Annotated in this window: 22 protein-coding genes; 8 read left to right on the top strand and 14 right to left on the bottom strand. The window is 72.0% G+C overall.

Features of this window, described 5'->3' with window-relative positions:
- The first annotated feature begins 117 nt into the window (after window positions 1-117).
- The 5 genes from rlmN to IAG44_RS10905 all read left to right on the top strand — a co-directional run bounded on the left by rlmN (window position 118) and on the right by IAG44_RS10905 (window position 5,848).
- Window positions 118-1,230, top strand: a complete 1,113-nt coding sequence (gene rlmN, locus IAG44_RS10925; RefSeq protein ID WP_187746945.1) for a dual-specificity RNA methyltransferase RlmN — start codon at window positions 118-120, stop codon at window positions 1,228-1,230.
- A 123-nt stretch (window positions 1,231-1,353) separates the two neighbouring features.
- On the top strand, window positions 1,354-2,427 hold the full coding sequence (locus IAG44_RS10920) for a thiamine ABC transporter substrate-binding protein (RefSeq protein WP_187746944.1): 1,074 nt from the start codon (window positions 1,354-1,356) through the stop codon (window positions 2,425-2,427).
- Between the two features lie 14 nt (window positions 2,428-2,441).
- Entirely contained in the window at window positions 2,442-4,043 is a 1,602-nt protein-coding gene (locus tag IAG44_RS10915; protein ID WP_187746943.1) for an ABC transporter permease, read from the top strand.
- The gene (locus tag IAG44_RS10910) at window positions 4,043-5,068 is read left to right on the top strand and encodes an ABC transporter ATP-binding protein (protein WP_187746942.1); all 1,026 of its coding nucleotides are present in this window, start codon (window positions 4,043-4,045) and stop codon (window positions 5,066-5,068) included. Before IAG44_RS10915 ends, IAG44_RS10910 begins: the two co-directional genes overlap by 1 nt.
- Window positions 5,069-5,077: 9 nt before the next feature.
- A complete protein-coding gene (locus IAG44_RS10905) occupies window positions 5,078-5,848 on the top strand; it encodes a maleylpyruvate isomerase family mycothiol-dependent enzyme (RefSeq protein WP_187746941.1) in 771 nt (256 codons plus the stop codon).
- A 58-nt stretch (window positions 5,849-5,906) separates the two neighbouring features.
- Here IAG44_RS10905 and IAG44_RS10900 read toward each other — a convergent pair whose 3' ends face one another.
- The 7 genes from IAG44_RS10900 to IAG44_RS10870 all read right to left on the bottom strand — a co-directional run bounded on the left by IAG44_RS10900 (window position 5,907) and on the right by IAG44_RS10870 (window position 12,624).
- Window positions 5,907-6,566: an LAETG motif-containing sortase-dependent surface protein gene (locus tag IAG44_RS10900; protein WP_187752614.1), complete on the bottom strand. Its 660-nt coding sequence runs from the start codon at window positions 6,564-6,566 to the stop codon at window positions 5,907-5,909.
- Between the two features lie 196 nt (window positions 6,567-6,762).
- The gene (locus IAG44_RS10895) at window positions 6,763-7,887 is read right to left on the bottom strand and encodes an LOG family protein (protein WP_187746940.1); all 1,125 of its coding nucleotides are present in this window, start codon (window positions 7,885-7,887) and stop codon (window positions 6,763-6,765) included.
- A 22-nt stretch (window positions 7,888-7,909) separates the two neighbouring features.
- A complete protein-coding gene (locus IAG44_RS10890; RefSeq protein WP_187746939.1) occupies window positions 7,910-8,329 on the bottom strand; it encodes a VOC family protein in 420 nt (139 codons plus the stop codon).
- Window positions 8,330-8,443: 114 nt separating this feature from the next.
- Window positions 8,444-9,877 (bottom strand): hypothetical protein, encoded by a 1,434-nt coding sequence (locus IAG44_RS10885; RefSeq protein ID WP_187746938.1) that lies wholly within the window; start codon window positions 9,875-9,877, stop codon window positions 8,444-8,446.
- Window positions 9,859-10,599, bottom strand: a complete 741-nt coding sequence (locus IAG44_RS10880; RefSeq protein ID WP_187746937.1) for an ABC transporter ATP-binding protein — start codon at window positions 10,597-10,599, stop codon at window positions 9,859-9,861. The genes IAG44_RS10885 and IAG44_RS10880 overlap by 19 nt, the downstream gene beginning before the upstream one ends.
- Window positions 10,600-10,780: 181 nt before the next feature.
- Window positions 10,781-12,145: an aspartate aminotransferase family protein gene (locus tag IAG44_RS10875; RefSeq protein ID WP_187746936.1), complete on the bottom strand. Its 1,365-nt coding sequence runs from the start codon at window positions 12,143-12,145 to the stop codon at window positions 10,781-10,783.
- Window positions 12,142-12,624 (bottom strand): Lrp/AsnC family transcriptional regulator, encoded by a 483-nt coding sequence (locus IAG44_RS10870; RefSeq protein ID WP_187746935.1) that lies wholly within the window; start codon window positions 12,622-12,624, stop codon window positions 12,142-12,144. Before IAG44_RS10870 ends, IAG44_RS10875 begins: the two co-directional genes overlap by 4 nt.
- 168 nt (window positions 12,625-12,792) lie before the next feature.
- On the opposite strand from IAG44_RS10870, the gene IAG44_RS10865 reads away from it, so the two are divergent.
- Both IAG44_RS10865 and IAG44_RS44520 read left to right on the top strand, forming a co-directional pair.
- The gene (locus IAG44_RS10865; protein WP_187746934.1) at window positions 12,793-14,232 is read left to right on the top strand and encodes a gamma-aminobutyraldehyde dehydrogenase; all 1,440 of its coding nucleotides are present in this window, start codon (window positions 12,793-12,795) and stop codon (window positions 14,230-14,232) included.
- Window positions 14,233-14,617: 385 nt separating this feature from the next.
- The gene (locus tag IAG44_RS44520) at window positions 14,618-15,130 is read left to right on the top strand and encodes a histidine kinase (protein ID WP_343075726.1); all 513 of its coding nucleotides are present in this window, start codon (window positions 14,618-14,620) and stop codon (window positions 15,128-15,130) included.
- Between the two features lie 113 nt (window positions 15,131-15,243).
- Here IAG44_RS44520 and IAG44_RS44240 read toward each other — a convergent pair whose 3' ends face one another.
- From IAG44_RS44240 to IAG44_RS10835, 5 genes are all read right to left on the bottom strand, one after another.
- The gene (locus IAG44_RS44240) at window positions 15,244-16,179 is read right to left on the bottom strand and encodes a macro domain-containing protein (protein ID WP_187746933.1); all 936 of its coding nucleotides are present in this window, start codon (window positions 16,177-16,179) and stop codon (window positions 15,244-15,246) included.
- Between the two features lies 1 nt (window position 16,180).
- Complete coding sequence (locus tag IAG44_RS10850; RefSeq protein WP_187746932.1) at window positions 16,181-17,296, bottom strand: SIR2 family NAD-dependent protein deacylase; 1,116 nt, start codon at window positions 17,294-17,296, stop codon at window positions 16,181-16,183.
- A 250-nt stretch (window positions 17,297-17,546) separates the two neighbouring features.
- A complete protein-coding gene (locus IAG44_RS10845) occupies window positions 17,547-18,257 on the bottom strand; it encodes an LAETG motif-containing sortase-dependent surface protein (protein ID WP_187746931.1) in 711 nt (236 codons plus the stop codon).
- A 164-nt stretch (window positions 18,258-18,421) separates the two neighbouring features.
- Window positions 18,422-19,381 (bottom strand): hypothetical protein, encoded by a 960-nt coding sequence (locus IAG44_RS10840; RefSeq protein ID WP_187746930.1) that lies wholly within the window; start codon window positions 19,379-19,381, stop codon window positions 18,422-18,424.
- A gap of 114 nt (window positions 19,382-19,495) precedes the next feature.
- A complete protein-coding gene (locus IAG44_RS10835) occupies window positions 19,496-20,671 on the bottom strand; it encodes a serine hydrolase domain-containing protein (RefSeq protein ID WP_187746929.1) in 1,176 nt (391 codons plus the stop codon).
- Window positions 20,672-21,032: 361 nt separating this feature from the next.
- Here IAG44_RS10835 and IAG44_RS10830 point away from each other — a divergent pair, with 361 nt between their 5' ends.
- Complete coding sequence (locus tag IAG44_RS10830) at window positions 21,033-22,718, top strand: RNA polymerase sigma factor (protein ID WP_246561636.1); 1,686 nt, start codon at window positions 21,033-21,035, stop codon at window positions 22,716-22,718.
- Window positions 22,719-22,732: 14 nt separating this feature from the next.
- On the opposite strand, the gene IAG44_RS10825 is transcribed toward IAG44_RS10830, so the two are convergent.
- Both IAG44_RS10825 and IAG44_RS10820 read right to left on the bottom strand, forming a co-directional pair.
- Entirely contained in the window at window positions 22,733-23,419 is a 687-nt protein-coding gene (locus IAG44_RS10825) for a glycerophosphodiester phosphodiesterase (protein WP_187746928.1), read from the bottom strand.
- 10 nt (window positions 23,420-23,429) lie between these two features.
- Entirely contained in the window at window positions 23,430-24,482 is a 1,053-nt protein-coding gene (locus IAG44_RS10820) for an adenosine deaminase (RefSeq protein ID WP_187746927.1), read from the bottom strand.
- Between the last annotated feature and the right edge of the window lie 57 nt (window positions 24,483-24,539).

Below are 24,539 nucleotides of genomic sequence, written 5' to 3'. Positions count from 1 at the left end.
GGTACCCTGGAAGGGCTCGTCGCATCAGGCTGCGGGCCGTTCGTTCGTCCCCGCGGTTTCGCGGGGGTGGTCCGGTGAGGTCTCCTGGGCCCCCGTCGTCTTGAGGAGTTCCCGACCGTGGCGCGTCCCGTTCCCGGCGAGCTGACGTTCGTCGCCCCCCGCGGAGCCAAGAAGCCGCCGCGGCATCTCGCCGACCTTTCGCCTGCTGAGCGGAAAGAGGTTGTCGCGGAGATCGGGGAGAAGCCGTTTCGTGCGAAGCAGCTTTCGCAGCACTACTTCGCGCGGTATGCGCATGATCCGGCGGAGTGGACGGACATTCCGGCGGGGTCTCGGGGGAAGCTTCAGGAGGCGTTGTTCCCTGAGCTGATGAGTGTGGTGCGGCATCTGTCGACGGACCAGGGGGCCACGCGCAAGACGTTGTGGCGGTTGTTCGACGGGACGCTCGTCGAGTCGGTGCTGATGCGGTACCCGGACCGGGTGACGATGTGTATCAGCTCACAGGCGGGGTGCGGGATGAACTGCCCGTTCTGCGCGACGGGGCAGGCGGGGCTGGACCGGAATCTGTCGACCGCCGAGATCGTGCACCAGATCGTGGACGGGATGCGGGCGCTGAGGGACGGAGAGGTCCCCGGGGGACCTGCCCGGCTGTCCAACATCGTGTTCATGGGCATGGGCGAGCCGCTGGCCAACTACAAGCGCGTCGTCGGCGCGATCCGCGCGCTGACCGACCCGAACCCCGACGGGCTCGGGCTCTCGCAGCGCGGGATCACCGTGTCGACCGTCGGCCTGGTCCCGGCGATCCACCGGTTCGCGGACGAGGGCTTCAAGTGCCGCCTCGCGATCTCCCTGCACGCCCCGGACGACGAACTGCGCGACACCCTCGTCCCCGTCAACACCCGCTGGAAGGTCCGCGAGGTGCTGGACGCCGGGTTCGAGTACGTCGAGAAGTCGGGCCGCCGGCTGTCGATCGAGTACGCGCTGATCCGGGACATCAACGACCAGGCGTGGCGGGGTGACCGGCTCGGACGGCTGCTGCGCGGCAAGCCCGTGCACGTCAACCTGATCCCGCTGAACCCGACGCCGGGCTCGAAGTGGACCGCGTCGCGGCCCGAGGACGAGAAGGCGTTCGTGGAGGCGATCGCGGCGCACGGCGTGCCGGTCACCGTCCGGGACACCCGGGGCCAGGAGATCGACGGGGCGTGTGGACAGCTCGCCGCTACCGAACGGTAAGCTCGTCGTCGTACGTTCATATATCCGACAGGGGAGCGCCACAGCGCTGAGAGTGCGGCGAACGGGCCGCAGACCCTCTGAACCTCGCCCAGGTCATTCTGGGTAGGAAGTTCGGTCGTCACCGTGAAGAAGTGTTTCGCCGTCGTCGTGGGCCTGGGCCTGGTCGCGCTGTCCGCCTGTGGATCATCCGATGATCAGCCCGCGTCCTCCGAGGGCTCCAAGACCGTCACCCTCGTCAGCCACAGCTCGTGGGCCGTCTCCAAGCCCGTCCTCGCCGCCTTCGAGAAGGCGTCCGGATACCAGGTCAAGGTCCTCACCGACGGTGACGCCGGGCAGGCCGTCAACAAGGCGATCCTGACGAAGGACAACCCCCAGGGGGACGTCTTCTTCGGCGTCGACAACACCCTGCTCTCCCGCGCCCTGGACAACGGCCTCTTCCAGCCGTACGAGGCGAAGGGGCTCGCGCGGGTCGGCACGGAGTTCCAGCTCGACGCGGACAAGCACCGGGTGACGCCGGTCGACTACGGCGACGTCTGCGTCAACTACGACAAGAAGTACTTCGCCGACCGCAAGCTGGCCCCGCCGACGTCCTACGACGACCTGGTCAAGCCCGCGTACAAGAACCTCCTGGTCACCGAGAACGTCTCGACGTCGTCCCCGGGCCTCGGCTTCCTGCTCGGGACGGCCGCGAAGTACGGCGACGGAGGCTGGCAGGACTACTGGAAGAAGCTGAAGGCCAACGGCGTCGAGGTCGTCGACGGCTGGGACCAGGCGTACAACGAGGTGTTCTCCGGGTCGGCCGGCGGAAAGAAGGCGAAGGGGGACCGGCCGCTCGTCGTGTCGTACGCGTCCTCCCCGCCCGCCGAGGTGATCTTCGCGGAGCCGAAGCCGGCCGAGGCGCCGACCGGGGTCGTGGCGGGCACCTGCTTCCGGCAGGTCGAGTTCGCGGGCCTGCTCAGCAACGCGAAGAACACGGCGGGCGGCAAGGCGCTGATCGACTTCCTGATCGGCAAGGAGTTCCAGCAGGACATGCCGCTGAACATGTTCGTGTACCCGGTGCTGAAGGGCGCGGCGGTGCCGGCGGAGTTCACGAAGTACGGTCCCGCCGCGAAGTCCCCCGAGACCATGGCCCCGGCGAAGATCGCCGCCGACCGTGACGACTGGGTCAAGACGTGGGCCTCTCTCGTCCTCAAGTAGTCCGGCTGGGCCTGATGGCCCTGCCGCTGGCGTTCTTCGGGACCTTCTTCGCCTACCCGGTCGCCGCGATCCTGCTGCGCGGCCTGCACGACGGCGGGACCTGGCACCTCGGGCGCCTCGGGGACGTCCTCGCCCAGTCCGACATCCGGCACGTCCTGTGGTTCACGACCTGGCAGGCCCTCGCCTCGACGGCCCTGACGCTGCTGGTCGCCCTGCCGGGCGCGTACGTCTTCGCCCGCCTCGACTTCCCGGGCCGCCGACTCCTGCACGCGGTCGTCACCGTCCCGTTCGTGCTGCCGACGGTCGTCGTCGGGACGGCGTTCCTGGCGCTGGTCGGGCGCGGCGGGCTCACCGACGAGCTGTGGGGCGTCCGGCTGGACACGACGGTGTGGGCGATCCTGCTGGCGCACGTCTTCTTCAACTACGCGGTCGTCGTCCGGACGGTCGGCGGGCTGTGGGCGCAGCTCGACCCGCGGCAGGAGGAGGCGGCGCGGGTGCTGGGGGCGTCGAGGCTGAAAGCCTTCATGACGGTGTCCCTGCCCGCGCTCGGGCCGGCCGTCGCCGCCGCCGCGCTGATGGTGTTCCTGTTCACGTTCACCTCCTTCGGGGTCGTGCAGATCCTCGGCGGGCCGACGTTCTCGACGCTCGAAGTGGAGATCTACCGGCAGACGTCCGAGATCTTCGACCTCACAACGGCCGCCGTCCTCACGGTCGTCCAGTTCCTCGCGGTGGGCGCGATCCTCGCCGTGCACGCGTGGACCGTGCGGCGCCGGGAGAGCGCGCTGCGGCTGGTGGACGCGTCGACGACGGCCCGCAGGCCGCGCGGGGCGGGCCAGTGGGCGCTGCTGGGCGGGGTGTTGACGACGATCGCGGTGCTGCTGGTGCTGCCGCTCGCGGTGCTGGTCCAGCGCTCGCTCGGGGGAACGGACTTCGCGTACTACCGGGCGCTGACGTCCGACGAGGGCAACGTGTTCCTGGTGCCGCCGATCGAGGCGATCGGCAACTCCCTGGAGTACGCGGTCGTCGCGACCGGGATCGCCGTGCTGATCGGGGGACTCGCCGCCGCCGCGCTGGCCCGGCGTGACGCGGGGCGGCTGGTGCGGGGGTTCGACGCGCTGCTGATGCTGCCGCTCGGGGTGTCGGCGGTGACCGTGGGGTTCGGGTTCCTGATCTCACTGGACGAGCCGCCGCTGGACCTCAGGAGCAGTTGGATCCTGGTGCCGCTGGCGCAGGCGTTGGTGGGGGTGCCGTTCGTGGTGCGGACGATGCTGCCGGTGCTGCGGGCCGTCGACCAGCGGTTGCGGGAGGCGGCGGCCGTGCTCGGGGCGTCGCCGTGGCGGGTCTGGCGTGAGGTCGAACTGCCTTTGGTGCGGCGGGCGTTGCTCGTCGCCGCCGGGTTCGCGTTCGCCGTGTCGCTGGGCGAGTTCGGGGCGACCGTGTTCATCGCGCGGCCCGACAACCCGACGCTGCCGGTCGCGGTGGCGCGGCTGCTGGGGCGGGCCGGGGAACTCAACTACGGGCAGGCGATGGCCCTTTCGACGATCCTGATGGTGGTGTGCGCGGTGGCTCTGCTGGTGCTGGAGCGGCTGCGCCCCGAGCGGAGCGGGGAGCTGTGATGCTCAGGCTTGAAGGCGCGACCGTGCGGTTCGGGGGGAGGGCCGTGCTGGACGCCGTCGATCTTGCGGTCGCCGAGCACGAGGTGGTGTGTGTGCTCGGGCCGAGCGGGAGCGGGAAGTCGACGCTGCTGCGGGTGGTCGCCGGGCTGCAACCCCTCGACGCCGGGCGGGTGTCGCTCGGGGGGAAGGACCAGGGCGGGGTGCCGGTGCACCGGCGTGAGGTGGGGCTGATGTTCCAGGACCACCAGTTGTTCCCGCAGCGGGACGTCGCCGGGAACGTCGCCTTCGGGCTGCGGATGCATGGCGCGCCGAAGGGTGAACAGGCGTCCAGGGTGGGGGAGTTGCTGGAGCTGGTGGGGCTGCCCGGGGCCGGAGGGCGGGCCGTGGCCGCGCTGTCCGGGGGCGAGCAGCAGCGGGTCGCGCTGGCGCGGGCGCTGGCGCCGAGGCCCCGACTCCTCATGCTGGACGAGCCGTTGGGCCAACTGGACCGCTCGCTGCGCGAACGCCTCGTCGTCGAACTGCGGGAGCTGTTCGGGCGGTTGGGGACGACGGTCCTCGCCGTCACGCACGATCAGGGCGAGGCGTTCGCGCTGGCCGACCGGGTCGTGGTGATGCGGGACGGGCGGATCGCCCAGTCCGGTACGCCCCTTGAGGTGTGGCAGCGGCCCGCCGACGCGTTCGTCGCGCGGTTCCTCGGGTTCGAGAACGTCGTCCCCGCGACCGTCGAGGGCGAGACCGCGCTCACGCCGTGGGGGAAGGTGCCGGTGCCCGCCGGGTCGGCGGGCGGGGAGCGGACGGTGCTGGTGCGGCCGGCCGGGGTGCGGCTCGGCGAGGGGCCGCGCTGCACGGTCGTCGGACGGACCTTCAAGGGCACCCATGTCGCCGTCCGGCTGGCGCCCGAGGGGGACGCGCCCCGGCTGGAGGCGGCGGTGGCGCTGCGGGACGCGCCTGAGGTGGGCGACGTCGTCGGGGTCGGGTTCGACGCGGCCGACGTGGTCGTTCTCGACGGGGGCGACACGGCCTAGCGTGAGGGCATGACGCTTCTTTCGCACGACCGGTACTGCGACGAGATCGGCCTCCGGGTGGGGGAGTTGGAGGCGCTGGCCCGGTCCGGGGCGGATCTCGGGGCCGTGGTTCCGACCTGTCCGGAGTGGTCGCTGGAGAAGTTGCTGCGGCATGTGGGTGAGGCGCTGGGGTGGGTGGAGCGGATGGTGCGGGCCGGGGCCCGGGAGCGGTTGCCCGATGTGGTGGCGCCGGAGTTCGCGGGGGACGGCGGGGCGCTCGGCGCGTGGCTGGCGGAGACCGGGCGCGGGGTGGTGGACGCGCTGCGGGAGGCGGGGCCGACGGCGCCGGTGTGGTCGTGGACCGACCGGCCGGAGGCCGGGTTCTGGGCGCGGCGGATGGCGCACGAGGTGACCGTGCACGGGGCCGACGCGGCGTTCGCGGCCGGCCGGCCGTACGCGGTCGCGCCCGAGGTGGCCGCCGACACGCTCGACGAGTGGCTGGAGATCGTCGTGTGGGTGCAGCGGGCCATGCCGCACGCGGCGGCCGAGGAGCTGCGGGGGAGCGAGCGGGGGAGTCTGCACCTGCACGCGACCGACGTGCCCGGCGCCGAGTGGATCGTGGAGTGGGGGCCCGGCGGGGTCGCGTGGCGGCGCGGGCACGAGCGGGCGGACGTGGTGCTGCGCGGGCCGCTCACCGACGTGATGCTCGCGTTCTGCCGACGGCTGCCGCTGGACGCCGTCGAAGTCCTCGGGGAGCGGCGGGTGGTGGAGTACTGGCTGGCGCGGGCGAAGATGGGGTGACGCCAACACGGCTGACGGGCCCGTCACTTGAGCGGCGGGCCCGTCGACTCGTGCGGCGTCAGCGGTTGCTGCCGCCCTTCCTGCGCATGCCGAAGAAGATCGCGCCGCCGCCGATCACGACCAGGGCCGCGGCGATGCCCGCGATGAGACCGGTGTTGGAGTTGGCGCCGGTCTCGGCGAGGTGGGAGTCACCGACCGCCGGGGTGGGGGCGTTGTCGACGGGGGTGACCGGGGTGTCGCCGGCGTCGCTGGGGGAGGGCGACGGCTGCGGGGCGGAGCCGGCGGGCGACGGGCTCGGGCTCGGCGAGGACTGAGGCGTCGAGGGGGACGGCGACGGGGCGGGGGACTCCTCCTCGGGCTTGCACGCCTTCGAGGGGGTGGTGAGGTTCGGGGAGATGTCCTCGTCGACCAGGGTGCCGGCCTTGACGCGGACCCGGTACTCGGCGCCGGGCTGCCAGTCCTCGGCGAAGGTGATGGTCGTGCCGGTCAGGCTGCCCTTCACCTCCTGCTCCCCGACCTTGCGGAGGTCGCTGCCGTTGTTCTCCAGGTACACGGAGACGGTGGCGGTCACCCCGGTGGCGTCCGTGTCGGTGACGGTGATGACGCCCTTGTCGCCGTCGCAGGCGGCGGTGGCGGAGAAGTCCCGGATGTTGCAGGCGAGCGCGCTGCTCGAAGCGGAGAGCACGACGGCCGCCGAGGCGGCGGCGACGCCGAGCATACGGGCCGAACGGGCGGCGGTGCGGCGGGATATGGACACGTTTGTCCTTTGCGGGAGGCACAACTGCGGGGGGTGGGAGGGGAAGTGAGCCCCCGTCGGGGCGCATCAGCATCCCCTTGAGGCTCACAGGTGTATAAGCGCGCCATAAGGAGTGTCAATGCGCGCATCCCATTTGACCCCCGGCTTTGCCTGCTTATTAATTACCCGCGCGTTTCAATGCCTCCGGGGCCTGTTCGATCCGGTCCACCAGAACGATCCGCGACGCCATCGCCCTCCCCTCGGCCAGCGCCGTCAGCAGCGGCCACGCGGGCAGCCGCCGGGTCCAGTGCCCCTCGTCCACCAGCACCATCGGCCTCGGCTCGCCCCGCGACTCGTAGTAGTTCGGCGTCGAGTTGTCGAAGATCTCCTGGACGGTTCCGGCGGCGCCCGGCAGGAAGACGACACCGGCCGTGCAGCGCGCCAACAGGCCGTCCTCGCGGGTGGCGTTGGAGAAGTACTTCGCCGTGTGCGCGGCGAACGCGTTCGGCGGCTCGTGGCCGTAGAACCAGGTCGGGATCCCCACCGAGGGCCCACCGTCCGGGAATCGGGACCGCACCTCGAACGCCGCCGCCGCCCACTCCGTCACCGACGGCGTGAACAGCGGTGCCTTCGCGAGGAGTCGCAGCGCCTCCTCCAGCATGCCGTCCTCGAACGGGGCCGCGTACGCGCCCAGGTTCGCCGCCTCCATCGCGCCCGGTCCGCCGCCCGTCGCGACGGTCAGACCGGCGCGGGCCAGGGAACGGCCGAGGCGCGCGGCACCGGCGTACTCCTCGGTGCCGCGCGCCATCGCGTGGCCGCCCATCACGCCGACGACCCGTGCGCCGACGAGGAGTTCGTCCAGGGCGTCGGAGACCGCGTCGTCGTGCACCGAGCGGAGCATCGACGCGAAGATGTCGCCGTTGGCCTTCGTCTCCTGGAACCACGAGTACGTCCGCGCGTCCGGGGTCGAGCCGTAGCCGTCCGCCAAGCCGTCGAACAGTTCGTCCGGGGTGTAGAGGAGCCCTCGGTACGGGTCGAACGGGAGGCCGGGGACCGGCGGGAAGACCAGGGCGCCCGCCGCTCTGACGCGGGTGTCCGCCTCCGGGGTCATCGGGCAGCCGAGGAAGACGGCGCCCGTCGTGTCGGCGCGGAGCAGAGCGTCCGTACGGGCCGTCAGGTCCACTGCCTGGACGCGGTATCCGGCCAGGGTCCCGGCGGTCGCGATCACCTCGTCGAACTCGGCCAGGGACTCGATCTCGCGGTCGGATGAGCCGTCGTACGGCTGGGCGGGTGTTGTGGGCACCCGCCCATGCTATTCAGAAGGCTCAGCCTTCCATCGCCGACGGGTCCATCCAGATCAGCTCCCAGGTGTGGCCGTCCAGGTCGTCGAAGGACCTGCCGTACATGAAGCCGTGGTCCTGGGGGTCGCGGGACTCCGTCGCGCCCAGGGACACCGCGCGGTCCACCAGGGTGTCGACGGCCTCGCGGTTCTCCGCACTCAGCGCGACGATGACCTCGCTGGACTTCGTGGCGTCCGTGATCTCCTTCGAGGTGAAGGTCGAGTAGAACGGCTTCGTCAGGAGCATCGCGACGATCGTGTCGCTGATCACCACCGAGGCGGCGTTGTCGTCGCTGAACTGCGGGTTGATCGAGTAGCCCAGCCCGGTGAAGAACTCCTTCGACGCCGTCAGGTCCGCGACGGGGAGGTTGACGAAGATCATCTGCTGGTACGCGGGGGCGGTCATGTCGGTGTCTCCTGTGGTGTCGTTCCGCTGTGTGTTTCGCTGCTTTCGAAGAGGTAGACGCCGGGGGCGGTGACAACTCATCGCTCGTCGGAGATTTTTTTCGTACGAATGTTTTCAGGCGGCCAGGGGGAGGGTGGCGAGCTGGGCCACCGTCAGGGTCAGCGGGGTGAAGACGAGGAGCAGGGCGCCCGCGCGCAGGGCCGCCGCGCCGCGCAGGGTGGCCGCGGGGGCGCCCAGGCGGACGAGGGCCGCCGTGGTGTCCGCACGGTGCTGGCGGGACTCCACCGCCGCGGTCAGGAGTGTGCCGAGGGCGCAGCCGGTCACCAGGAGGGCGCCCAGGGTGGACAGGGGGCCCGTGGGTCTGTCGCCGTTCAGGGTCGCCATCGTGTACGCGCCGGAGACCACCGCGCACAGGATGCCCAGGGGGCGGCCGATCCTCGACGCCTCCTCCATCAGGCCCCTGCCCGCGAGGAGGCGCAGGGCGCCGGGGCGGAACGTCTGCAGGAGGCGGCCGCAGAGGTGGGTCAGGCCGGGGCCGGCCAGGGCCAGGCCCACCGCGGTCAGCGTCCAGCCGAGGAGGACCGCCGCCGGGCCCGTCGGGAGGCCGGCCGGGAGCGTCAGGAGGGCCGTGGTGGGGGCTGATCTGGCCGCGTACGCCTCCACGGCGAGGCCCGCGGCGAGGGTGGCTGCGCCCCAGGGGAGGGCTGTGGGGGGTGGCTGGGTGGGGGTGGGTGCGGGTTCGGTGGGGGCTGGGGTGTGGGCGTCTGCGGGTTTCGTCGTGGCTGGGGTGGGGGCCTTGTCGCTCGCCCGCGCTGGCGGGGTGCCGCTGCGCCCACCCGTGCCGCCTGGGGGTACCCCCTGCTCGAAGAACTCGGGGGAGACACGACTGCCCGCAGCTACGGCAGAGGCGTTATTCGGCGGGGTTCGTTTGTTGCCCCCTCGGGCTCCGAATCTTCCGTACGAGCCGAACGTCTCTCTCCCCGGCGCCTTGGTGAAGCCTCCGAAGGCTCGGTGGGTGGCGTGGGCTGCTACCTGGGTGTCTCTTGGGCGGAGCATCAGGGCGACCGCTGCTGAGGAGGCCAGGGGGGTCAGGGAGAGCAGGGTCAGGGCGGCCGGCAGCGGGAGGGGGTGGGTGGCGGCGAGGAAGGTGGTGGCGGCGCCGTCGAAGGGGAGGCCGGTGAGGTCGCCTCGGAGGTGGAGGAAGACCAGGAGGGCCAGCATGGAGCCGAGGAGGGTGGAGAGGGCTGTTGTCGTCGCCGAGACGGCCATCAGGCGGGCCGGGCCGAGGCCGATCGCCGCGAGGCCGGGGCGGGGGCGGGTCGCGGGGTCGGTGCGGGCGACGGCCATCGCGAAGTGGACCGTGGCGGTGAGGGGGATCGCGCACCAGGCCAGCCGCAGGGCCGAGGACGCCGCCGAGTCGGGGTGGGTCAGGGCGTGGCCCAGCGTGGAGAGGAGCAGGAAGCCCGTGCCCGCCGAGGCCGCCGCCACGGCCAGGCGGCGTGCGTGGACTGCCGGGTGGGCGGCTCGGGTCAGGCGGAGAGCGAGCACGCGGGGCGGCCTTCCGGGTCGGCGGGCGGGGGGAGGTGGACGGTGGTGACGCGGCGCCCGTCCAGCATCGCCACCGTGCGGTCGGCGAGCGCCGTCGTCTCCGGGTCGCCGGTCGCGAGGACGACGGTGATGCCGTGGGAGCGGGCGGCGGTGGTGAGCGTGCGCAACACGTGGGCGCGGTCCGCGCGGTGCAGGGGCGCCGTCGGCTCGTCCGCGAAGAGCACCGCGGGTGCCGGGGCCAACGCCCGTGTGATGCACACCCGTTGACGCTCGGCCTGGGTCAACTCGCGGGGGTTCCTGCGGGCCTTGTCGCCGACGTCGAGGCGTTCCAGCCACTCCAGCGCCGCCGCCTTGGCGCGCCGTCGGCTGGTGCCGCGCAGCATGAGGGGCAGGGCCGCGTTCTCCCAGACGTTCAGTTCGGGCACCAGCGTCGGCGCCGGGTCGATCCAGCCGAAGCGGTCGCGGCGCAGCCGTTCCCGGGCGACCGGGCCCATCGTGTGGACGGGGACGCTGTTGAACCAGACCTCGCCGCGCTGGGCCGGGGCGAGCCCCGACAGACAGTGCAGCAGCGTCGTCTTGCCGCAGCCGCGCGGGCCGGTGACGGCGAGGATCTCCCCCTCGCGCACACCCACCGAGACACCACCGAGGCCGGGGGTGCCGTCGCGGTGCGTGAAGTGCAGGGAGCGTGCCCAGAGCACGTCGTTGTCCGGCGGGGCCTCCATGGCGTACACCTTCGTTCAGATCCGTAGTTCCCGTGCCGTTTCCCCCGTCCGGGGGAACGAAAAGCAAGGGCGATCGGTCACTGCACGCTAGGCAAGGGGTTCCTGGAATGCCGGACAGCACACGGCCCCGCGGCGCCGATTCTCACTCGGACGGGCGCGCGCGGGGCCGTACATCAGACGATCAGAGCTTCGTCCAAGCATCCGTCAGGGTCGTGCGCAGGATCTGCTCGATCTCGTCGAAGGTGTCCTGGTTGGCGATGAGGGGCGGGGCGAGCTGGACGACGGGGTCGCCGCGGTCGTCGGCGCGACAGTAGAGGCCGTTGTCGAAGAGGGCCTTGGAGAGGAAGCCGTACAGGACGCGCTCGGTCTCGTCGGCGTCGAAGGACTCCTTCGTCGCCTTGTCCTTGACGAGTTCGATGCCGTAGAAGAAGCCGTTGCCGCGGACGTCGCCGACGATCGGGAGGTCGTGCAGCTTCTCCAGGGTCGCGCGGAACGCGGACTCGTGGTCGAGGACGTGCTGGTTCAGCCCCTCGCGCTCGAACAGGTCGAGGTTGGCGAGGGCGACGGCGGCGGAGACGGGGTGGCCGCCGAAGGTGTAGCCGTGCAGGAACGCGGTGCCGTCCCGGTAGAAGGGCTCGGCGAGGCGGTCGGAGACGACGCAGGCGCCGATCGGGGAGTAGCCCGAGGTCATGCCCTTCGCGCAGGTGATCATGTCCGGGACGTAGCCGAACTTGTCGCACGCGAACGTCGTCCCGAGCCGCCCGAACGCGCAGATCACCTCGTCGGAGACGAGCAGGACGTCGTACTGGTCGCAGATCTCGCGCACCCGCTGGAAGTAGCCGGGCGGGGGCGGGAAGCAGCCGCCCGCGTTCTGGACGGGCTCCAGGAAGACGGCGGCGACGGTGTCCGGGCCCTCGAAGAGGATCTGCTGCTCGATCTGGTCGGCGGCCCAGCGGCCGAACGCCACCGGGTCGTCGCCGTGGATCGGGGCGCGGTAGATGTTGGTGTTGGGGACCTTGTGCGCGCCGGGGACGAGGGGTTCGAAGGGGGCGCGCAGCGGGGGCAGGCCGGTGATGGACAGGGCGCCGTGAGTGGTGCCGTGGTAGGCGACCGTCCGCGAGATGACCTTGTGCTTGGTGGGCTTCCCGGTCAGCTTGAAGTACTGCTTGGCCAGCTTCCACGCCGTCTCGACGGCCTCGCCGCCGCCGGTCGTGAAGAACACCTTGTTCAGGTCGCCCGGCGCCTCGGAGGCGAGACGTTCCGCCAGCTCGATCGCCTTCGGGTGCGCGTACGACCACACGGGGAAGAACGCCAGCTCCCGCGCCTGCTTCGCGGCGGTCTCGGCCAGCTCGGCACGGCCGTGGCCCGCCTGGACGACGAACAGGCCCGCGAGGCCGTCGAGGTAGCGGCGGCCCTTGTCGTCGTAGATGTAGGTGCCCTCGCCCCGGACGATCGTGGGGACGGGGGCGTTCTCGTACGACGACATGCGGGTGAAGTGCATCCACAGGTGGTCGTACGCGGACTTGCTGAGGTCCTTCGCTGTCATCGGGTTCCCCACATGTAGGTCTGCTTCTTGAGCTTCAGGTAGACGAAGCTCTCGGTGGAGCGCACGCCGGGGACGGCCCGGATGCGGCGGTTGATGACCTCCAGGAGGTGGTCGTCGTCCTCGCAGACGATCTCCACCATCAGGTCGAAGGAGCCTGCGGTCATCACCACGTACTCGCACTCGTCCATGGCCGTGAGCGCGTCCGCCACCGCCTCGACGTCGCCCTCGACGTGGACGCCGACCATCGCCTGGCGGCGGAAGCCGACGGTGAGGGGGTCGGTCACCGCGACGATCTGCATGACACCCTGGTCGAGCAGCTTCTGCACGCGCTGGCGCACGGCCGCCTCGGAGAGGCCGACGGCCTTGCCGATCGCCGCGTAGGGGCGACGGCCGTCCTCCTGGAGCTGTTCGATGATCGCCAGGCTGACGGAGTCGAGGTGCTTGTCGGTGCTTCGGTTGGCCACGGGGCCACTGTGCATGACGTCTCGTGCGTATCGCAAGGCCGTTTCGATGAAATCCGTTGTCACGGAGGCTCGGATCTGCGGATTTCGTAAGTGTGGCGGGATCCGGGGTGTTGAAGAAACGGAACGGCGGATTAGGGTGGTGTCTCAGTCAGTGGACACCTGCACCCTGGGAGGGATCCGGCCGTGAGCACCGAACCGCGTCGGCTGCGCAACCACATCGGCGGCGAGTTCCGTGACGCCGCCGACGGACGGACCACCGAGGTGGTCAACCCCGTCACCGGCGAGACCTATGCGACGGCCCCGCTGTCCGGGCAGGAGGACATCGACGCCGCGATGGCCGCCGCCGCCGCCGCGTTCCCCGGCTGGCGCGACACCACGCCCGCCGAGCGGCAGCGCGCGCTGCTGAAGATCGCCGACGCGTTCGAGGAGCGCGCCGAGGACTTGATCGCCACCGAGGTCGAGAACACGGGCAAGCCCATCGGGCTCACCCGGACCGAGGAGATCCCGCCCATGGTGGACCAGATCCGGTTCTTCGCGGGCGCCGCGCGGATGCTGGAGGGCCGCTCGGCCGGCGAGTACATGGACGGCATGACCTCCTTCGTCCGCCGCGAGCCGGTCGGGGTCTGCGCCCAGGTCGCGCCCTGGAACTACCCGATGATGATGGCCGTCTGGAAGTTCGCGCCGGCCATCGCGGCGGGCAACACCGTCGTGCTGAAGCCGTCCGACACGACGCCCGCCTCGACCGTCCTCATGGCCGAGATCATAGGGTCGATCCTGCCGCCCGGCGTCTTCAACGTCGTCTGCGGCGACCGCGACACCGGGCGCCTCATGATCGAGCACCCCACCCCGGCCATGGCCTCCATCACCGGCTCCGTGCGGGCCGGCATGTCCGTCGCCGAGTCCGCGTCCAAGGACCTCAAGCGGGTCCACCTGGAACTGGGCGGCAAGGCCCCCGTCGTCGTCTTCGAGGACACCGACCTCGCCAAGGCCGTCGAGGACATCTCCGTCGCCGGGTTCTTCAACGCCGGGCAGGACTGCACGGCCGCCACCCGGGTCCTCGTCCAGGAATCCATCCATGACGAGTTCGTCGCCGCGCTCGCCAAGGCCGCCGCCGACACCAAGACCGGGCAGCCGGACGACGAGGACGTGCTGTTCGGGCCGCTCAACAACCCGAACCAGCTCGCGCAGGTCTCCGGGTTCATCGAGCGGCTGCCCGCGCACGCCAAGGTCGAGGCCGGCGGGCACCGGGTCGGCGAGAAAGGTTTCTTCTACGCGCCGACCGTCGTCTCCGGGCTGAAGCAGGACGACGAGATCATCCAGAACGAGGTCTTCGGGCCCGTCATCACCGTCCAGTCCTTCACCGACGAGGACCAGGCCGTCGAGTGGGCCAACGGCGTCGACTACGCGCTCGCCTCCTCGGTGTGGACCAAGGACCACGGGCGGGCCATGCGGATGTCCAAGCGGCTCGACTTCGGGTGCGTGTGGATCAACACGCACATCCCGCTGGTCGCCGAGATGCCGCACGGCGGGTTCAAGAAGTCCGGCTACGGCAAGGACCTCTCGGGCTACGGGTTCGAGGACTACACGCGGATCAAGCACGTCATGACGTCCCTGGACGCCTGAGCCCCCGGGCGCCCGGTGCACGCCGGGCGCCCTCACCGGCATACCGCGGACGCGGTACCCCCTCCTCCTCCTTCAGCCTGGAGCGCTACGCGGAACCGCATCCGCGCACCGTGGACGTGTTGACGGTCGTGGCGCTGTACGCGTGCGTCCTGTTCGGCGCGTCCGTCAGCGCCAACGGCACCGAGCCCCCGGACAACTGGACCCCGGACGTGCTCGCGATCGTCTCCCGTCATGGCCGCCCTGGACTGGCTGGCCGGCGTCACCGACCACCGCACCAGCCGCGCCTACGGCTGGGGCACCTCGGCCGTCCTCGCGGTCACCGCCCTCCGTCGACCCCGGCTGGGACCTGTTCCTCCTCAAGACCGTCGGCATCCCCCTGTGGCTGATGTTCCCCGTCGCCGTCGGCTCCCGCTCCCGGCTGCGCCGCGCCTACCTCGAATCCGTGCAGGCCAGGGCCGCGCACGCGGAACGCACCCGGGAGGGGGAGGCCAGGCTCAGGGGCACCGAGGAACGGATGCGCATCGCCCGCGAACTCCACGACGCCGTCGCCCACCACATGGCCGTCGCCAACGCGCAGGCCGGCACCGCCGCCCACCTCGCCCGCACCCACCCCGAACAGGCCCAGAAGATCCTCGGTGAACTCGCCGGCACGACATCCTCCGCGCTCCTGGAGCTGCGGGCCACCGTCGGCATCCTGCGCGGCACCGACGACCCCGATCTCCTCGACGCGTTCATCGTCCGCATGGCGATCGTCCCGGCGGTGCTCGCGCTGCTGGGGGACCGGGCGTGGTGGTTGCCGCGGTGGCTGGGGCGGGTGTTGCCGACGGTGGATGTCGAGGGGGAGGGGCTGAGCCGGCGGGCGGGTGAGGCGCCGGCGCAGGAGCCGGTGGGGGTGTAGCGGGGGCGGGGCTTTAGCGGGGGGAGTGGGGGGTGCGGGGCGCGAAGGGGGGTGTGGGCCGTCGTCGTACGAGGTGATTGTCGTATGGGGGCGGCCTTTGTGTGCGCCGGGGGTCAGTCGTCCAGTACCCGGCGGTATGCCCTCTCGTCCTCCTCGGTGAAGACCGTGAACACCACCCGGTCGAACCGGCCCGGGTGCGCGTCGAGCCATTCCGTGACCGTGTGGACGGCGAGCGGGGCCGCCTCGTCCTTGGGGTAGCCGAACACGCCGGTGCTCACCGCGCACAGGCCGACCGTGCGGACGTCGTCCAGCTCGGCCGCGAGGTCCAGGCAGGCGCGGTACGACGAGGCCAGCGCCCGCGCGTCGCTCGGCGCCGGGCGGCCCTGGACCACCGGTCCGACCGTGTGCAGCACGTACCGCGTCGGCAGGTGGTAGGCCCGCGTGACCTTCGCGACGCCCGTCGGTTCGGGGGCGCCCTGCGCGTCGTACACCGCCTTGCAGTCGTCCCGCAGGCGGGGGCCCGCCGCGGAGTGGATCGCGTTGTCGATGCACGGGTGCAGGGGGCGGAAGCAGCCGAGGAGGCCGCTGTTCGCGGCGTTCACGATCGCGTCCGCCGCGAGGGTGGTGAGGTCGCCGCGCCACAGCGACGTCCGGCCGTCCGGCGTGGGGAGTCCGGCCGGGGCGGTCGTCTCGCGCAGGAGGCGTTCGCCGCCGAGCAGGGCGTCGAGTTCCGCGTCCGTCCCCTCGGGGAGCGGGCCGGGGTCCCGGACCGTCAGGAGGGCGCGCAGGACCTGGCGGGCGGTCGCCGGGTCCTTCAGCTCCGGGAGGGAGCCGGGGGCCAGGCCGAGGCGGGCGATCGCCGGGTCGGCGTTCATGAGGCGCAGGGCCTCGCGGACGTGGTCGTCCAGGCGGTCCGCCGGCGCGGGGGCGGCCGTGGGGCGGAACGGGGTGTCCAGGTCGACGGCGTCCCGGTACGCCGCGAGCGGCAGGACCCTCGGCCCGCTCCTCGGGGTGAGGAAAGTGGGCGGGGTCGGGGGGTAGTCGGGCATCTCAGGTCGCCAGGAACTCGTCCGCCCGCACCGGCACGGACAGCGCTCTTCCCGCCAGGTCCTCGGGGGTCGCGGGGTGGTCCGGGTTGATACGGACCAGGCGGGCGCCGGGGGTGTGTCGCACGAGGTTCTCCATGGGGAGGCGGATGACGCCGGGGGTGTTGAAACCGGCGCCGATTTCTATGACGAGGAGGGGGAGGGGGGTGGTGGGTGAGGGGGTGGGTGGTGTGGTGGCTGAGCCAGCGGGTGGAGTGGTGGCTGTGTGGGTGAGTGGAGTAGTGGCTGGGCCAGTGAGTGGTGCGGTGGCCGAGCGGGTGGGTGGCTGAGTGGCTGAGCCAGTGAGTGGTGTGGTGGCTGAACCGGCGGGTGGTGCGGTGGCTGAGTGGTCGAGTGGAGTAGTGGCTGGGCCAGTGAGCGGAGCGGTGGCCGCGCGGACGAGTGGCTGGGTGGCTGATTGGCTGAGTGGAGCAGTGGCTGAGTGGACGAGTGGCTCAGCCACTTGGAATTGGCTCAGCCATTTTGCCATTCGTCCACCGGTCGGCATGAACGCGTCGTCCACGAACTCCGGGCCCACCCGGACGTTGGGGAAGAGGTCGCCCCCGCAGTTCGGGCAGACCGGCAGCGCGCCGGGGTCGCGTACCCGTCCGCTCTCACGGTCGTACGCGGCGAGGACCCGTTGGAGGAACGGCGCGCTCGGCCACGTCCGGCGCGTGCACGGCGTCGTGCACTGGAGGAACCCGTAGTCGCCCTGGGGCGTGAACACCCGCCCGGCGTCGAAGCCGTTGCGGGCGAAGAGGCCGTCGACGTTGGAGGTCACCACCCAGTGGTCGCGCTCGCCGACGAGTGCGCGCAGCCGACGGTAGAGGGGGTTGGGCTCGGTGCCGTGGCGGATGTCGGTGATGTGGACCGCCCAGTAGCCCCACATCATGTCCGGCGGCAGCGCCGCGCCCAGCAGATAGCGGGAGCGCAGCCCGAGCCGGTACAGGGCGGGCAGCAGTTCCCGGAAGCGGGCGGCGTCGCCGTAGTCGTACCCGGCGGCGGCGCTCAGTCCGGCGCCGGCCGCGATCACCACCTTGTCCGCCTCTGCGAGCCAGTCGTGAAAGGTGTCGTGGACCATCGCCTTGCCGCTTCCCGTTCTTCCGTCGTGCAATCCGCCCGGAGCCGTGGGCTCCCGCTTCAACGTACGGTCCGAAAACCGGCACGTCCCGGTCCATTTCGGACCGGCTATGGTCGAAAACCGACTGGGGCGCGGAAAGCTGACTGGAGCGCGCGGAAGGCCCGCAGGGGGAGCTGCGGGCCTTCGGGAAGCGACGGGCTTTCGGGAAGCGACGGTTTTCGGGGGAGCCGTGGCCTTTGGCGGACGCGGATCAGTCGCCGGCGGCGGCCTTGCGGCGGCGCAGCGCGAAGACCGTGCCCGCGCCGACGACGACCATGCCGACGGCGATGCCGGCGACCGGGGCGGTGTACGAGCCGGCGCCGGTCTCGGCGAGGTGGGTCGAACCACCGGCCGGGGCGGGGGCGTTGCTCGCGGGGGTGGAGCCGGAGTCGGAGGGGGTGGGGGACGGCGAGTCCCCGGGGGCGGGCGCGTGCGCGGGTGCGGTGGACGGTGCGGTGGACGGCGTGTCCGAGGCCGACGGGGTCGGGCTCGGCGAGGGGTACCAGGCCGGGCACGCCCTCGACGGGGTCGTCAGCATCGGCGTGATGTCCTCGTCGACGTAGGCGCCCGCCTTGACGTGGACCTTGTACGTCCAGTCCGGCGTCCAGTCGACCGGGATGTCGACGCTCGTGCCCTGCGCGCCGGAACGCTCGATCGTCCGGCTGCCGATGTCGCGGTACTGGTCGTCCGGCATCGAGAGCTTGACCTGCACCGAGACGGTCGCCGGGGTGCCGGTCGGGTCCACGTCCGTGACGCGGATGAAGCCGTGACCGTCCGCGCCGCACTCGGCGGAGGCGGAGAAGTCCCGGATGCTGCACGCCGACGCGCTGCCCGCGACGGCCAGACAGAGGGCCGCCGCCGCGGCGGGGACACCTGTGAGACGCGTCGCGCGCAGTGCGCGGACGCGGGGAGAAAGGGGCACGATCGTCCTTGGGGAAGACCTGTGGAGGAGCCTGACCCACACGTCCTACAAGCCCGCCGAATCCCCTGTCAACGCGCTGTCTTCGCAGGTCAGTAGGGGTTCAACGGCTCCCCATGGACGACCTTGCGCCCCCTCAAAACCTGGTCAGGACGGCCAAGTCGCGGTCATCCGTGGGTGTGCCGGTCCGTGTCCGCCGTGAACGCCGCCGTCCGCACCTTGCCGTCCGCCTTGAAGTCCAGGAACAGCCGGTAGGCCCCCGCGCTCGGGACGTCCGCCGTGAACGCGACGTCCGTCGCCCTCGCCGCGCTGTCGTGCGGGTGCACGTGCAGGTACGCGAGGTCGTCGGCCCTCAGCGCGACGAGGTGCCCGTTCGCCCCGAGGTACGGCTCCAGCTCCACGGGCCGGCCCTCCTTCCGTACCGTGAACCGCAGTTCGCTGTCCTTCCCGGCCGTGAGGCCGCCGTCCAGCGTGACGGTGTACCCGTCGACCGTCGCCGTGGCCGCCGGCTCCGGCACCGACCTGTCCGCGTACGCGCCCGTGACCGTGAGGTCCGAGCCCAGGGTGAGGTTCTGCCGGCCCTTCGTCGGCGTGAAGTCCGCGAAGACCCGGTAGCTCCCGGCGTCCGGCAGTGTCACCGGCGTGCTCCAGGTGCCGTCCGCCGACCTCGTCGGGTGCAGGTGCCGGTACTGGGTCAGGTCCCTCGACGCGACGATCAGGTGCAGCTCCTTGTCGTGCTCGGTCCGGTACGACGTCACCGGGGTACCGTCCGCCTCCCGGACGACGAACCTGAGCGCGGCGGGGGTGTCCTCGGCGAGGGCCTTGGTCTCCAGGTCGAGCGTGTAGCCGGCTTCGGTGACCTGGAGGCCGGCGGGGGTGTCGGCGGCGGTGCTGGTGCCGGTGGTGCCTTCGGTGCCGGGGTCTTCGTGGGCGCCGCTCTCGTGGGAGCCGTCGGTCGCGGTGTCCTTTGCGGGCCCGGTGTCCTGGTGGTCCGTGCTCCGGTGCGCGGCCTGTTCCGTGTCCGTTCCGCTGTCGAACGGGCCGACCAGCGTGCCCACCCCGTACGCGGCCCCGAACGACGCGGCGAGCGCGGCGCCGAAAGCGCCGATCTTCTGCAGTGGGGTCATGACGGGCTCCCTGTTCTGCCTCTCGGGGGATATACCCTAGGGGGGTATGGGACTTCGATCCTATACCCCGGCGGGGTATGAGGAAAGCGCACCCCGCACCCCGTTTCCCGCCCCTCACCGGACCGCGGCCCCGACGATCCGCTCGGCCACCGGATTCATGTCCCTCCCCTTCGCGTCGGTCGCGTTCACCGAATAGACCAGCGTCCGCGAGAGGTCACGGGTCGCTCCCGCGATGGCGATGTAACCGGGCCGGGAACCGGTCTTGAGCCAGAAGACCTGCCCGTCGACCTCACCCCGCTGGAGCCCGGCGCTGTAGGTGGCGCCGGGTATCCCCGCCGGGACCGTGAACATCTCCCGCAACTGCGGGCCGGGGACGATCCGCCCCCGGAACAGGGAGGCGATCAGCCGCTCCAGGTCGGCCGTCGTCGAGATCATGTCGCCGGCCGCGGCGCGGTCCGCCTGGTTCCACTCCGTGACGTCCACCAGCTCCGTCGTCCCGTCGGCCCGCTTCACCGCCTGGTAGCCGTGGTTGTGCGGGCCGGTGATCCGGGGGTCGGTGCCGGGGAAGGAGGTGTCCCGCATCCCGGCGGGGGCCAGCACGAGCCGGGTGGCCTCGGTGGCGTACGGGCGGCCGGTGACCTTCTCGATCAGCAGGCCCAGGATCGTGTAGTTGATGTTGAGGTAGTGCTGCCGGGTGCCGGGGCAGAACTCCGGCCCCTTCGCCACCGCCGAGGCCACGACCTCCCGGGGCGTCAGCGTGTCGTAGCGGTGGGCGTACTGCTCCTCGAACGTGCCGCCGGATTCCCGGCCCGGCTGGATGCCCGAGGTGTGGTTGAGCAACTGCCGGACGGTGACCGCCCTGAACTCCCGCCCGAGCAGCCCCGGCAGATACCGCCGCACCGGCGCCCCCAGGTCCACCTTCCCCTCCGCCGCGAGCCGCAGGACCGTCGCCGCCGTCACCACCTTCGTCACCGACCCGGCCCGGAACCGCGCGTCCGGATCGGCCGGCCTCCCGATCGCCACGTCGTGCACACCCGAACTCCCTTGCCACACCCCGCCCGTCCCCCCGACCCGCACCAGCGCGGCCGTCGCGTCCCCGTCCGGCAACCCGGCGATCGCCGCCGCCAACGCCACCGCGTCCGGCGCACCCGATCCGGTCGGCGCCCCCGAAGCGGCCGAGCCCGACCCCGTCGCCCCAGGGGCCGCGAACACCGGACCCGCGAGCGGGCCCGCGGCCAGCGCGAGGGCGAGCGACGCGGTGAGGACGGCCGTACGACGACGAAGACGCATGAACACTCCCGATGGCGAGGTGCCGAATGTGACGCGACCATCGTCTGTCCCGGACAAGATCCCCCGTATCGGCCACATGGCCAGTCCCACCCCCGAGCCACCCCTGACCCGACCGCCCCGACACCCCGCAGATTTCTCAGGGATCCCCCCCCCTGAAAGCCTCCCCAGCACCGCCCTAACCCCTCCCCGCCCCACCCGAACGGGCTAAGCCGAACGGCCACCCCCGCTGGCTTCCGACTCCCAGCCGACCCCGACTCACCGCCAGCCTCCGAAAAACTGTTATCCCCGCCGCCCTCACCCCGTCCCCACCTGTGATCCCCGACATTGCCGACAGCCCACCCCTGGCTGAAAAGGTGCAGGTATGCAGATGGAAGCGGCCCGCCGCCCCGCCCCCCACTGGCCCACCCTCGTCCGAGCCGCCCAGTCCGGCGACCGCCGGGCCCTCGACGCCCTGGTCCAGGGCTGGCTCCCCCTCGTCTACAACATCGTCGGCAGAGCCCTGAACGGCCACGCGGACGTCGACGACGTCGTCCAGGAGACGATGCTGAGAGCCGTCGGCAACCTGCCCTCCCTCAGGGACCCGGACAGCTTCCGCTCCTGGCTCGTGGCGATCGCGATGCGCCAGATCCGCGACAGAGCCCGCCGCCGCACGGCACCGGCGAGGCTGGACGAGAACGACAGCGCCCCGCACGAAGCGGCCGACTTCGCCGAACTGACCGTCCTGAAGCTCCAGTTGGCGGGCCAGCGAAGAGAAGTGGCCGAGGCGGTCCCCTGGCTGGACCCCGAGGACCGCCACCTGCTGTCCCTGTGGTGGCTGGAGGTCTCCGGCGAACTGACCCGGCGTGAACTCGCCGCCGCCGTCGGCATCAGCCGCCGGCACGCCGCCGTCCGGGTCCAGCGCGTGAAGGAACGCCTGGAGGTTTCGCGGGGGATCGTCCGCGCGCTCGCGGGCGCGTGCCCCGGCCTCCGGGAGCTGACCGCCCGCTGGCACGGCCGCCCCGACTCCGTGTGGCGCAAGCGGCTCGCCCGGCACATCAGGGGCTGCGCCTCCTGCGGTACCGCCCGCGAGCCCGTCGTCCCCGCCGAACGGCTCCTCGTCGGCATCGCCCTCGTCCCCGTCCCGGCCGGCTTCGCCCTGTCGCTCGTGCTCGGCGGGAAGACGGCCGTGGCGGCGGCCGGCGCCGGCTGGTCGGCGAAGGTCGTCGGCGCGCTCACCAAACCGGCCGTCGCGGTGACCGCGGGCGCGACGCTGGTCGCGGGCGGTGCCTACGTCGTCGTGCGGACCCCGGACGACCCGCCGGCCCGCGCCGAGACCGTCCCGACGGCCAGCGCCGCCCCCGTGGTCCCGCCCCCGCGCGCCCCGGCCCCCGCCGACTCCCCTTCCCCGACGCCGAGTCCGAGCGCCACGCCGACGGCTGTGTACGGCAGTGTCGTCGACGCCGTCGACAGCGCGCCGGACCCCGACGAGCCGCCGGGCAGCCTCCCGCGACGGCCCGCGCGCGGGGTTGTGAGCAGCGGTGGCGCCAAGGCCGTCATGCAGCACCGGGGCGACCACGTGGAGCTGACCGGGCAGGGGTACGTGCTCGTGCGCTGGCAGATCTCGCCCAAATACCGCGCGGGCGCGCTGGTGATGCCCGGCTGGACCGGCCTGGAGGGCAAGCTGTTCCACGTCGCCTCCGGCGGCGGACGCCGGATGGACGACCCGCTCGCGGGCGCGCCGGACGGCTACGCGACCGGCATGGGCGGCCCCGCGATCGGCTACGCCGTCCTGCCCGACGGCACCCAGCAGATGTGGCAGAACGAGTACTTCTACCTCGACGGAGCCGTCACCCTCACGGTCAACGAGCGCGGCGCCGACTACGGCGTCATCGTCTTCCCCACGAGCCGTGAGGAGATCGAGAAGGACATCCGGACGGGCCCGCCCCAGGGCGTCATCCGCTACGGCCTCGTCCGCGACACCGGCGGCGACGACACGCCGGTGCCCCAGTACGTCACGAGGAGCAGGCCGGACGACCCGGCGACCGTGCCGCAGCGCTCGTCCCTGTAGCGGCCCGTGACGCGCTACGCGCCGTCTCTCAGCCCGTGCAGCAGGTCGATCCGGTTGGTGGTGATCGAGTCCACCCCCAGCCCGATGAGCCGCCGCAGCGAGCGCGCGGTGTCGGGGGTCCAGACGGACAGCAGGTGGCCGCCCCGGTGGACGCGCTCGGCCAGCGGCCGGTCGACCAGGGAGAAGCGGTAGTTGAGCCAGCGCGGCCGGATCGCGTCGAGGAGCGTGGGACGGACCGGCGCGAGGGAGGTGTGCGTGAGGGCGATCTCGGCCGACGGGTCGGCCGCGCGGACCGCGAGCATCGCGCGCGCGTCCGCGCAGTAGTACACCCGGTCCGCCGCCCCCGCCTCCCGGACGGCGTCGACGACCCGGCGGGCGACCCGGACATCGCGCGTGCCCGGCAGATCGACCATCACGCGCGCGCCCGCCGTCGCCTCCAGCGCCTCCGCCAGCGTCGGCACGCCGCCGTCCGTCAGGCCGCGCACCTCCGCCGCCGACAGCGACCCCAGGGGCCGGTCAACCTCCCAGAGGCGTTTCAGCGTCTCGTCGTGCAGGAGGACCGGCGCGCCGTCCCGCGTCAGCCGTACGTCGATCTCGACCGCGTCCGCGCCCCGGGAGAGCGCGGACCGCAGCGAGTCGAGGGTGTTCTCGCGGAAGCGGTAGGGGTCGCCGCGGTGGGCCACGGCCGTCAGGGTCTGCATACGGCCATTGTCACGGCGCGAGCCGGACCTCGGTGTACGTGTCGATCTCGGCCTTGAGGCGCGTCTTGCCTGCGCCGTCGAGGAAGGACGCCTCCACGGCGTTCTTCGCGAGGCCGGCGACGCCGCGCTCGTCGAGGCCGAGGAGGCGGGCGGCGACGGCGTACTCGTTGTTGAGGTCCGTGCCGAACATCGGCGGGTCGTCCGAGTTGATCGTGACCAGCACGCCGGCCTGCACGAACTCCTTGATCGGGTGCTCGTCGAGGGTCGCGACCGCGCGCGTGGCGATGTTCGACGTCGGGCAGACCTCCAGCGCGATCCGCTCGGCCGCGAGGTGGGCGAGAAGTTTCTCGTCCTGGGCGGAACTCGTGCCGTGGCCGATCCGTTCAGCACGCAGATAGGTCAGGGCGTCCCAGACGGTGCCGGGGCCGGTCGTCTCACCTGCGTGCGGGGCGGAGCGCAGGCCCGCGGCGATCGCCCGGTCGAAGTACGGCTTGAACTGCGGGCGGGGCACGCCGATCTCCGGACCGCCGAGGCCGAACGAGACCAGGCCCTCCGGGCGCAGCCGGTCGTCCGTCGCGAGCCGCACGGTCTCCTCGGCCGCCTCCAGGCCGGCCTCGCCGGGGATGTCGAAGCACCAGCGCAGGACGGTGCCGAACTCCTTCTCGGCCGCCTTGCGCGCGTCCTCGATCGCGTCCATGAACGCGCGCGCGTCGATGCCGCGCCGCACCGAGGAGAACGGCGTGATCGTCAGCTCCGCGTACCGCACCTGCTGGCGGGTCAGCTCCCGCGCGACCTCGTACGTCAGCAGGCGGACGTCCTCCGGGGTGCGGATCAGGTCCACGACCGACAGGTACACCTCGATGAAGTGCGCGAAGTCCGTGAAGCTGAAGTAGTCCGCCAGGGCCTCCGGGTCCGTCGGGACCTTCGAGTCCGGGTGCCGTGCCGCCAGCTCCGAGACGATCCTCGGGGACGCGGAACCCACGTGGTGCACATGCAGTTCCGCCTTCGGCAGGCCCGCGATGAAGGCGTGCAGGTCGTGGGGCACGGGTACGGCGTTGCTCATGAGGTCCCTCCGGGACGGCGCCGCCGGGACGGCGTCCCGGGCGCGGGTGATCGGCTG

This window comes from Streptomyces roseirectus (genome assembly GCF_014489635.1).
Taxonomy (GTDB): Bacteria; Actinomycetota; Actinomycetes; order Streptomycetales; family Streptomycetaceae; genus Streptomyces; species Streptomyces roseirectus.
Note: the sequence above shows the minus strand (reverse complement) of the source record. Positions and strands in the feature narration are given on the sequence as shown.

Excerpts from the sequence above, each read along its gene's own strand:
- IAG44_RS10915 (WP_187746943.1), top strand. The coding sequence starts at position 2,442 with ATGGCCCTGCCGCTGGCGTTCTTCGGGACCTTCTTCGCCTACCCGGTC.
- IAG44_RS10910 (WP_187746942.1), top strand. The coding sequence starts at position 4,043 with ATGCTCAGGCTTGAAGGCGCGACCGTGCGGTTCGGGGGGAGGGCCGTG.
- IAG44_RS10905 (WP_187746941.1), top strand. The coding sequence starts at position 5,078 with ATGACGCTTCTTTCGCACGACCGGTACTGCGACGAGATCGGCCTCCGG.
- IAG44_RS10900 (WP_187752614.1), bottom strand. The coding sequence starts at position 6,566 with ATGCTCGGCGTCGCCGCCGCCTCGGCGGCCGTCGTGCTCTCCGCTTCG.
- IAG44_RS10890 (WP_187746939.1), bottom strand. The coding sequence starts at position 8,329 with ATGACCGCCCCCGCGTACCAGCAGATGATCTTCGTCAACCTCCCCGTC.
- IAG44_RS10880 (WP_187746937.1), bottom strand. The coding sequence starts at position 10,599 with ATGGAGGCCCCGCCGGACAACGACGTGCTCTGGGCACGCTCCCTGCAC.
- IAG44_RS10875 (WP_187746936.1), bottom strand. The coding sequence starts at position 12,145 with ATGACAGCGAAGGACCTCAGCAAGTCCGCGTACGACCACCTGTGGATG.
- IAG44_RS10870 (WP_187746935.1), bottom strand. The coding sequence starts at position 12,624 with ATGCACAGTGGCCCCGTGGCCAACCGAAGCACCGACAAGCACCTCGAC.
- IAG44_RS44520 (WP_343075726.1), top strand. The coding sequence starts at position 14,618 with ATGTTCCCCGTCGCCGTCGGCTCCCGCTCCCGGCTGCGCCGCGCCTAC.
- IAG44_RS44240 (WP_187746933.1), bottom strand. The coding sequence starts at position 16,179 with ATGCCCGACTACCCCCCGACCCCGCCCACTTTCCTCACCCCGAGGAGC.
- IAG44_RS10850 (WP_187746932.1), bottom strand. The coding sequence starts at position 17,296 with ATGGTCCACGACACCTTTCACGACTGGCTCGCAGAGGCGGACAAGGTG.
- IAG44_RS10840 (WP_187746930.1), bottom strand. The coding sequence starts at position 19,381 with ATGACCCCACTGCAGAAGATCGGCGCTTTCGGCGCCGCGCTCGCCGCG.
- IAG44_RS10835 (WP_187746929.1), bottom strand. The coding sequence starts at position 20,671 with ATGCGTCTTCGTCGTCGTACGGCCGTCCTCACCGCGTCGCTCGCCCTC.
- IAG44_RS10830 (WP_246561636.1), top strand. The coding sequence starts at position 21,033 with ATGCAGATGGAAGCGGCCCGCCGCCCCGCCCCCCACTGGCCCACCCTC.
- IAG44_RS10825 (WP_187746928.1), bottom strand. The coding sequence starts at position 23,419 with ATGCAGACCCTGACGGCCGTGGCCCACCGCGGCGACCCCTACCGCTTC.
- IAG44_RS10820 (WP_187746927.1), bottom strand. The coding sequence starts at position 24,482 with ATGAGCAACGCCGTACCCGTGCCCCACGACCTGCACGCCTTCATCGCG.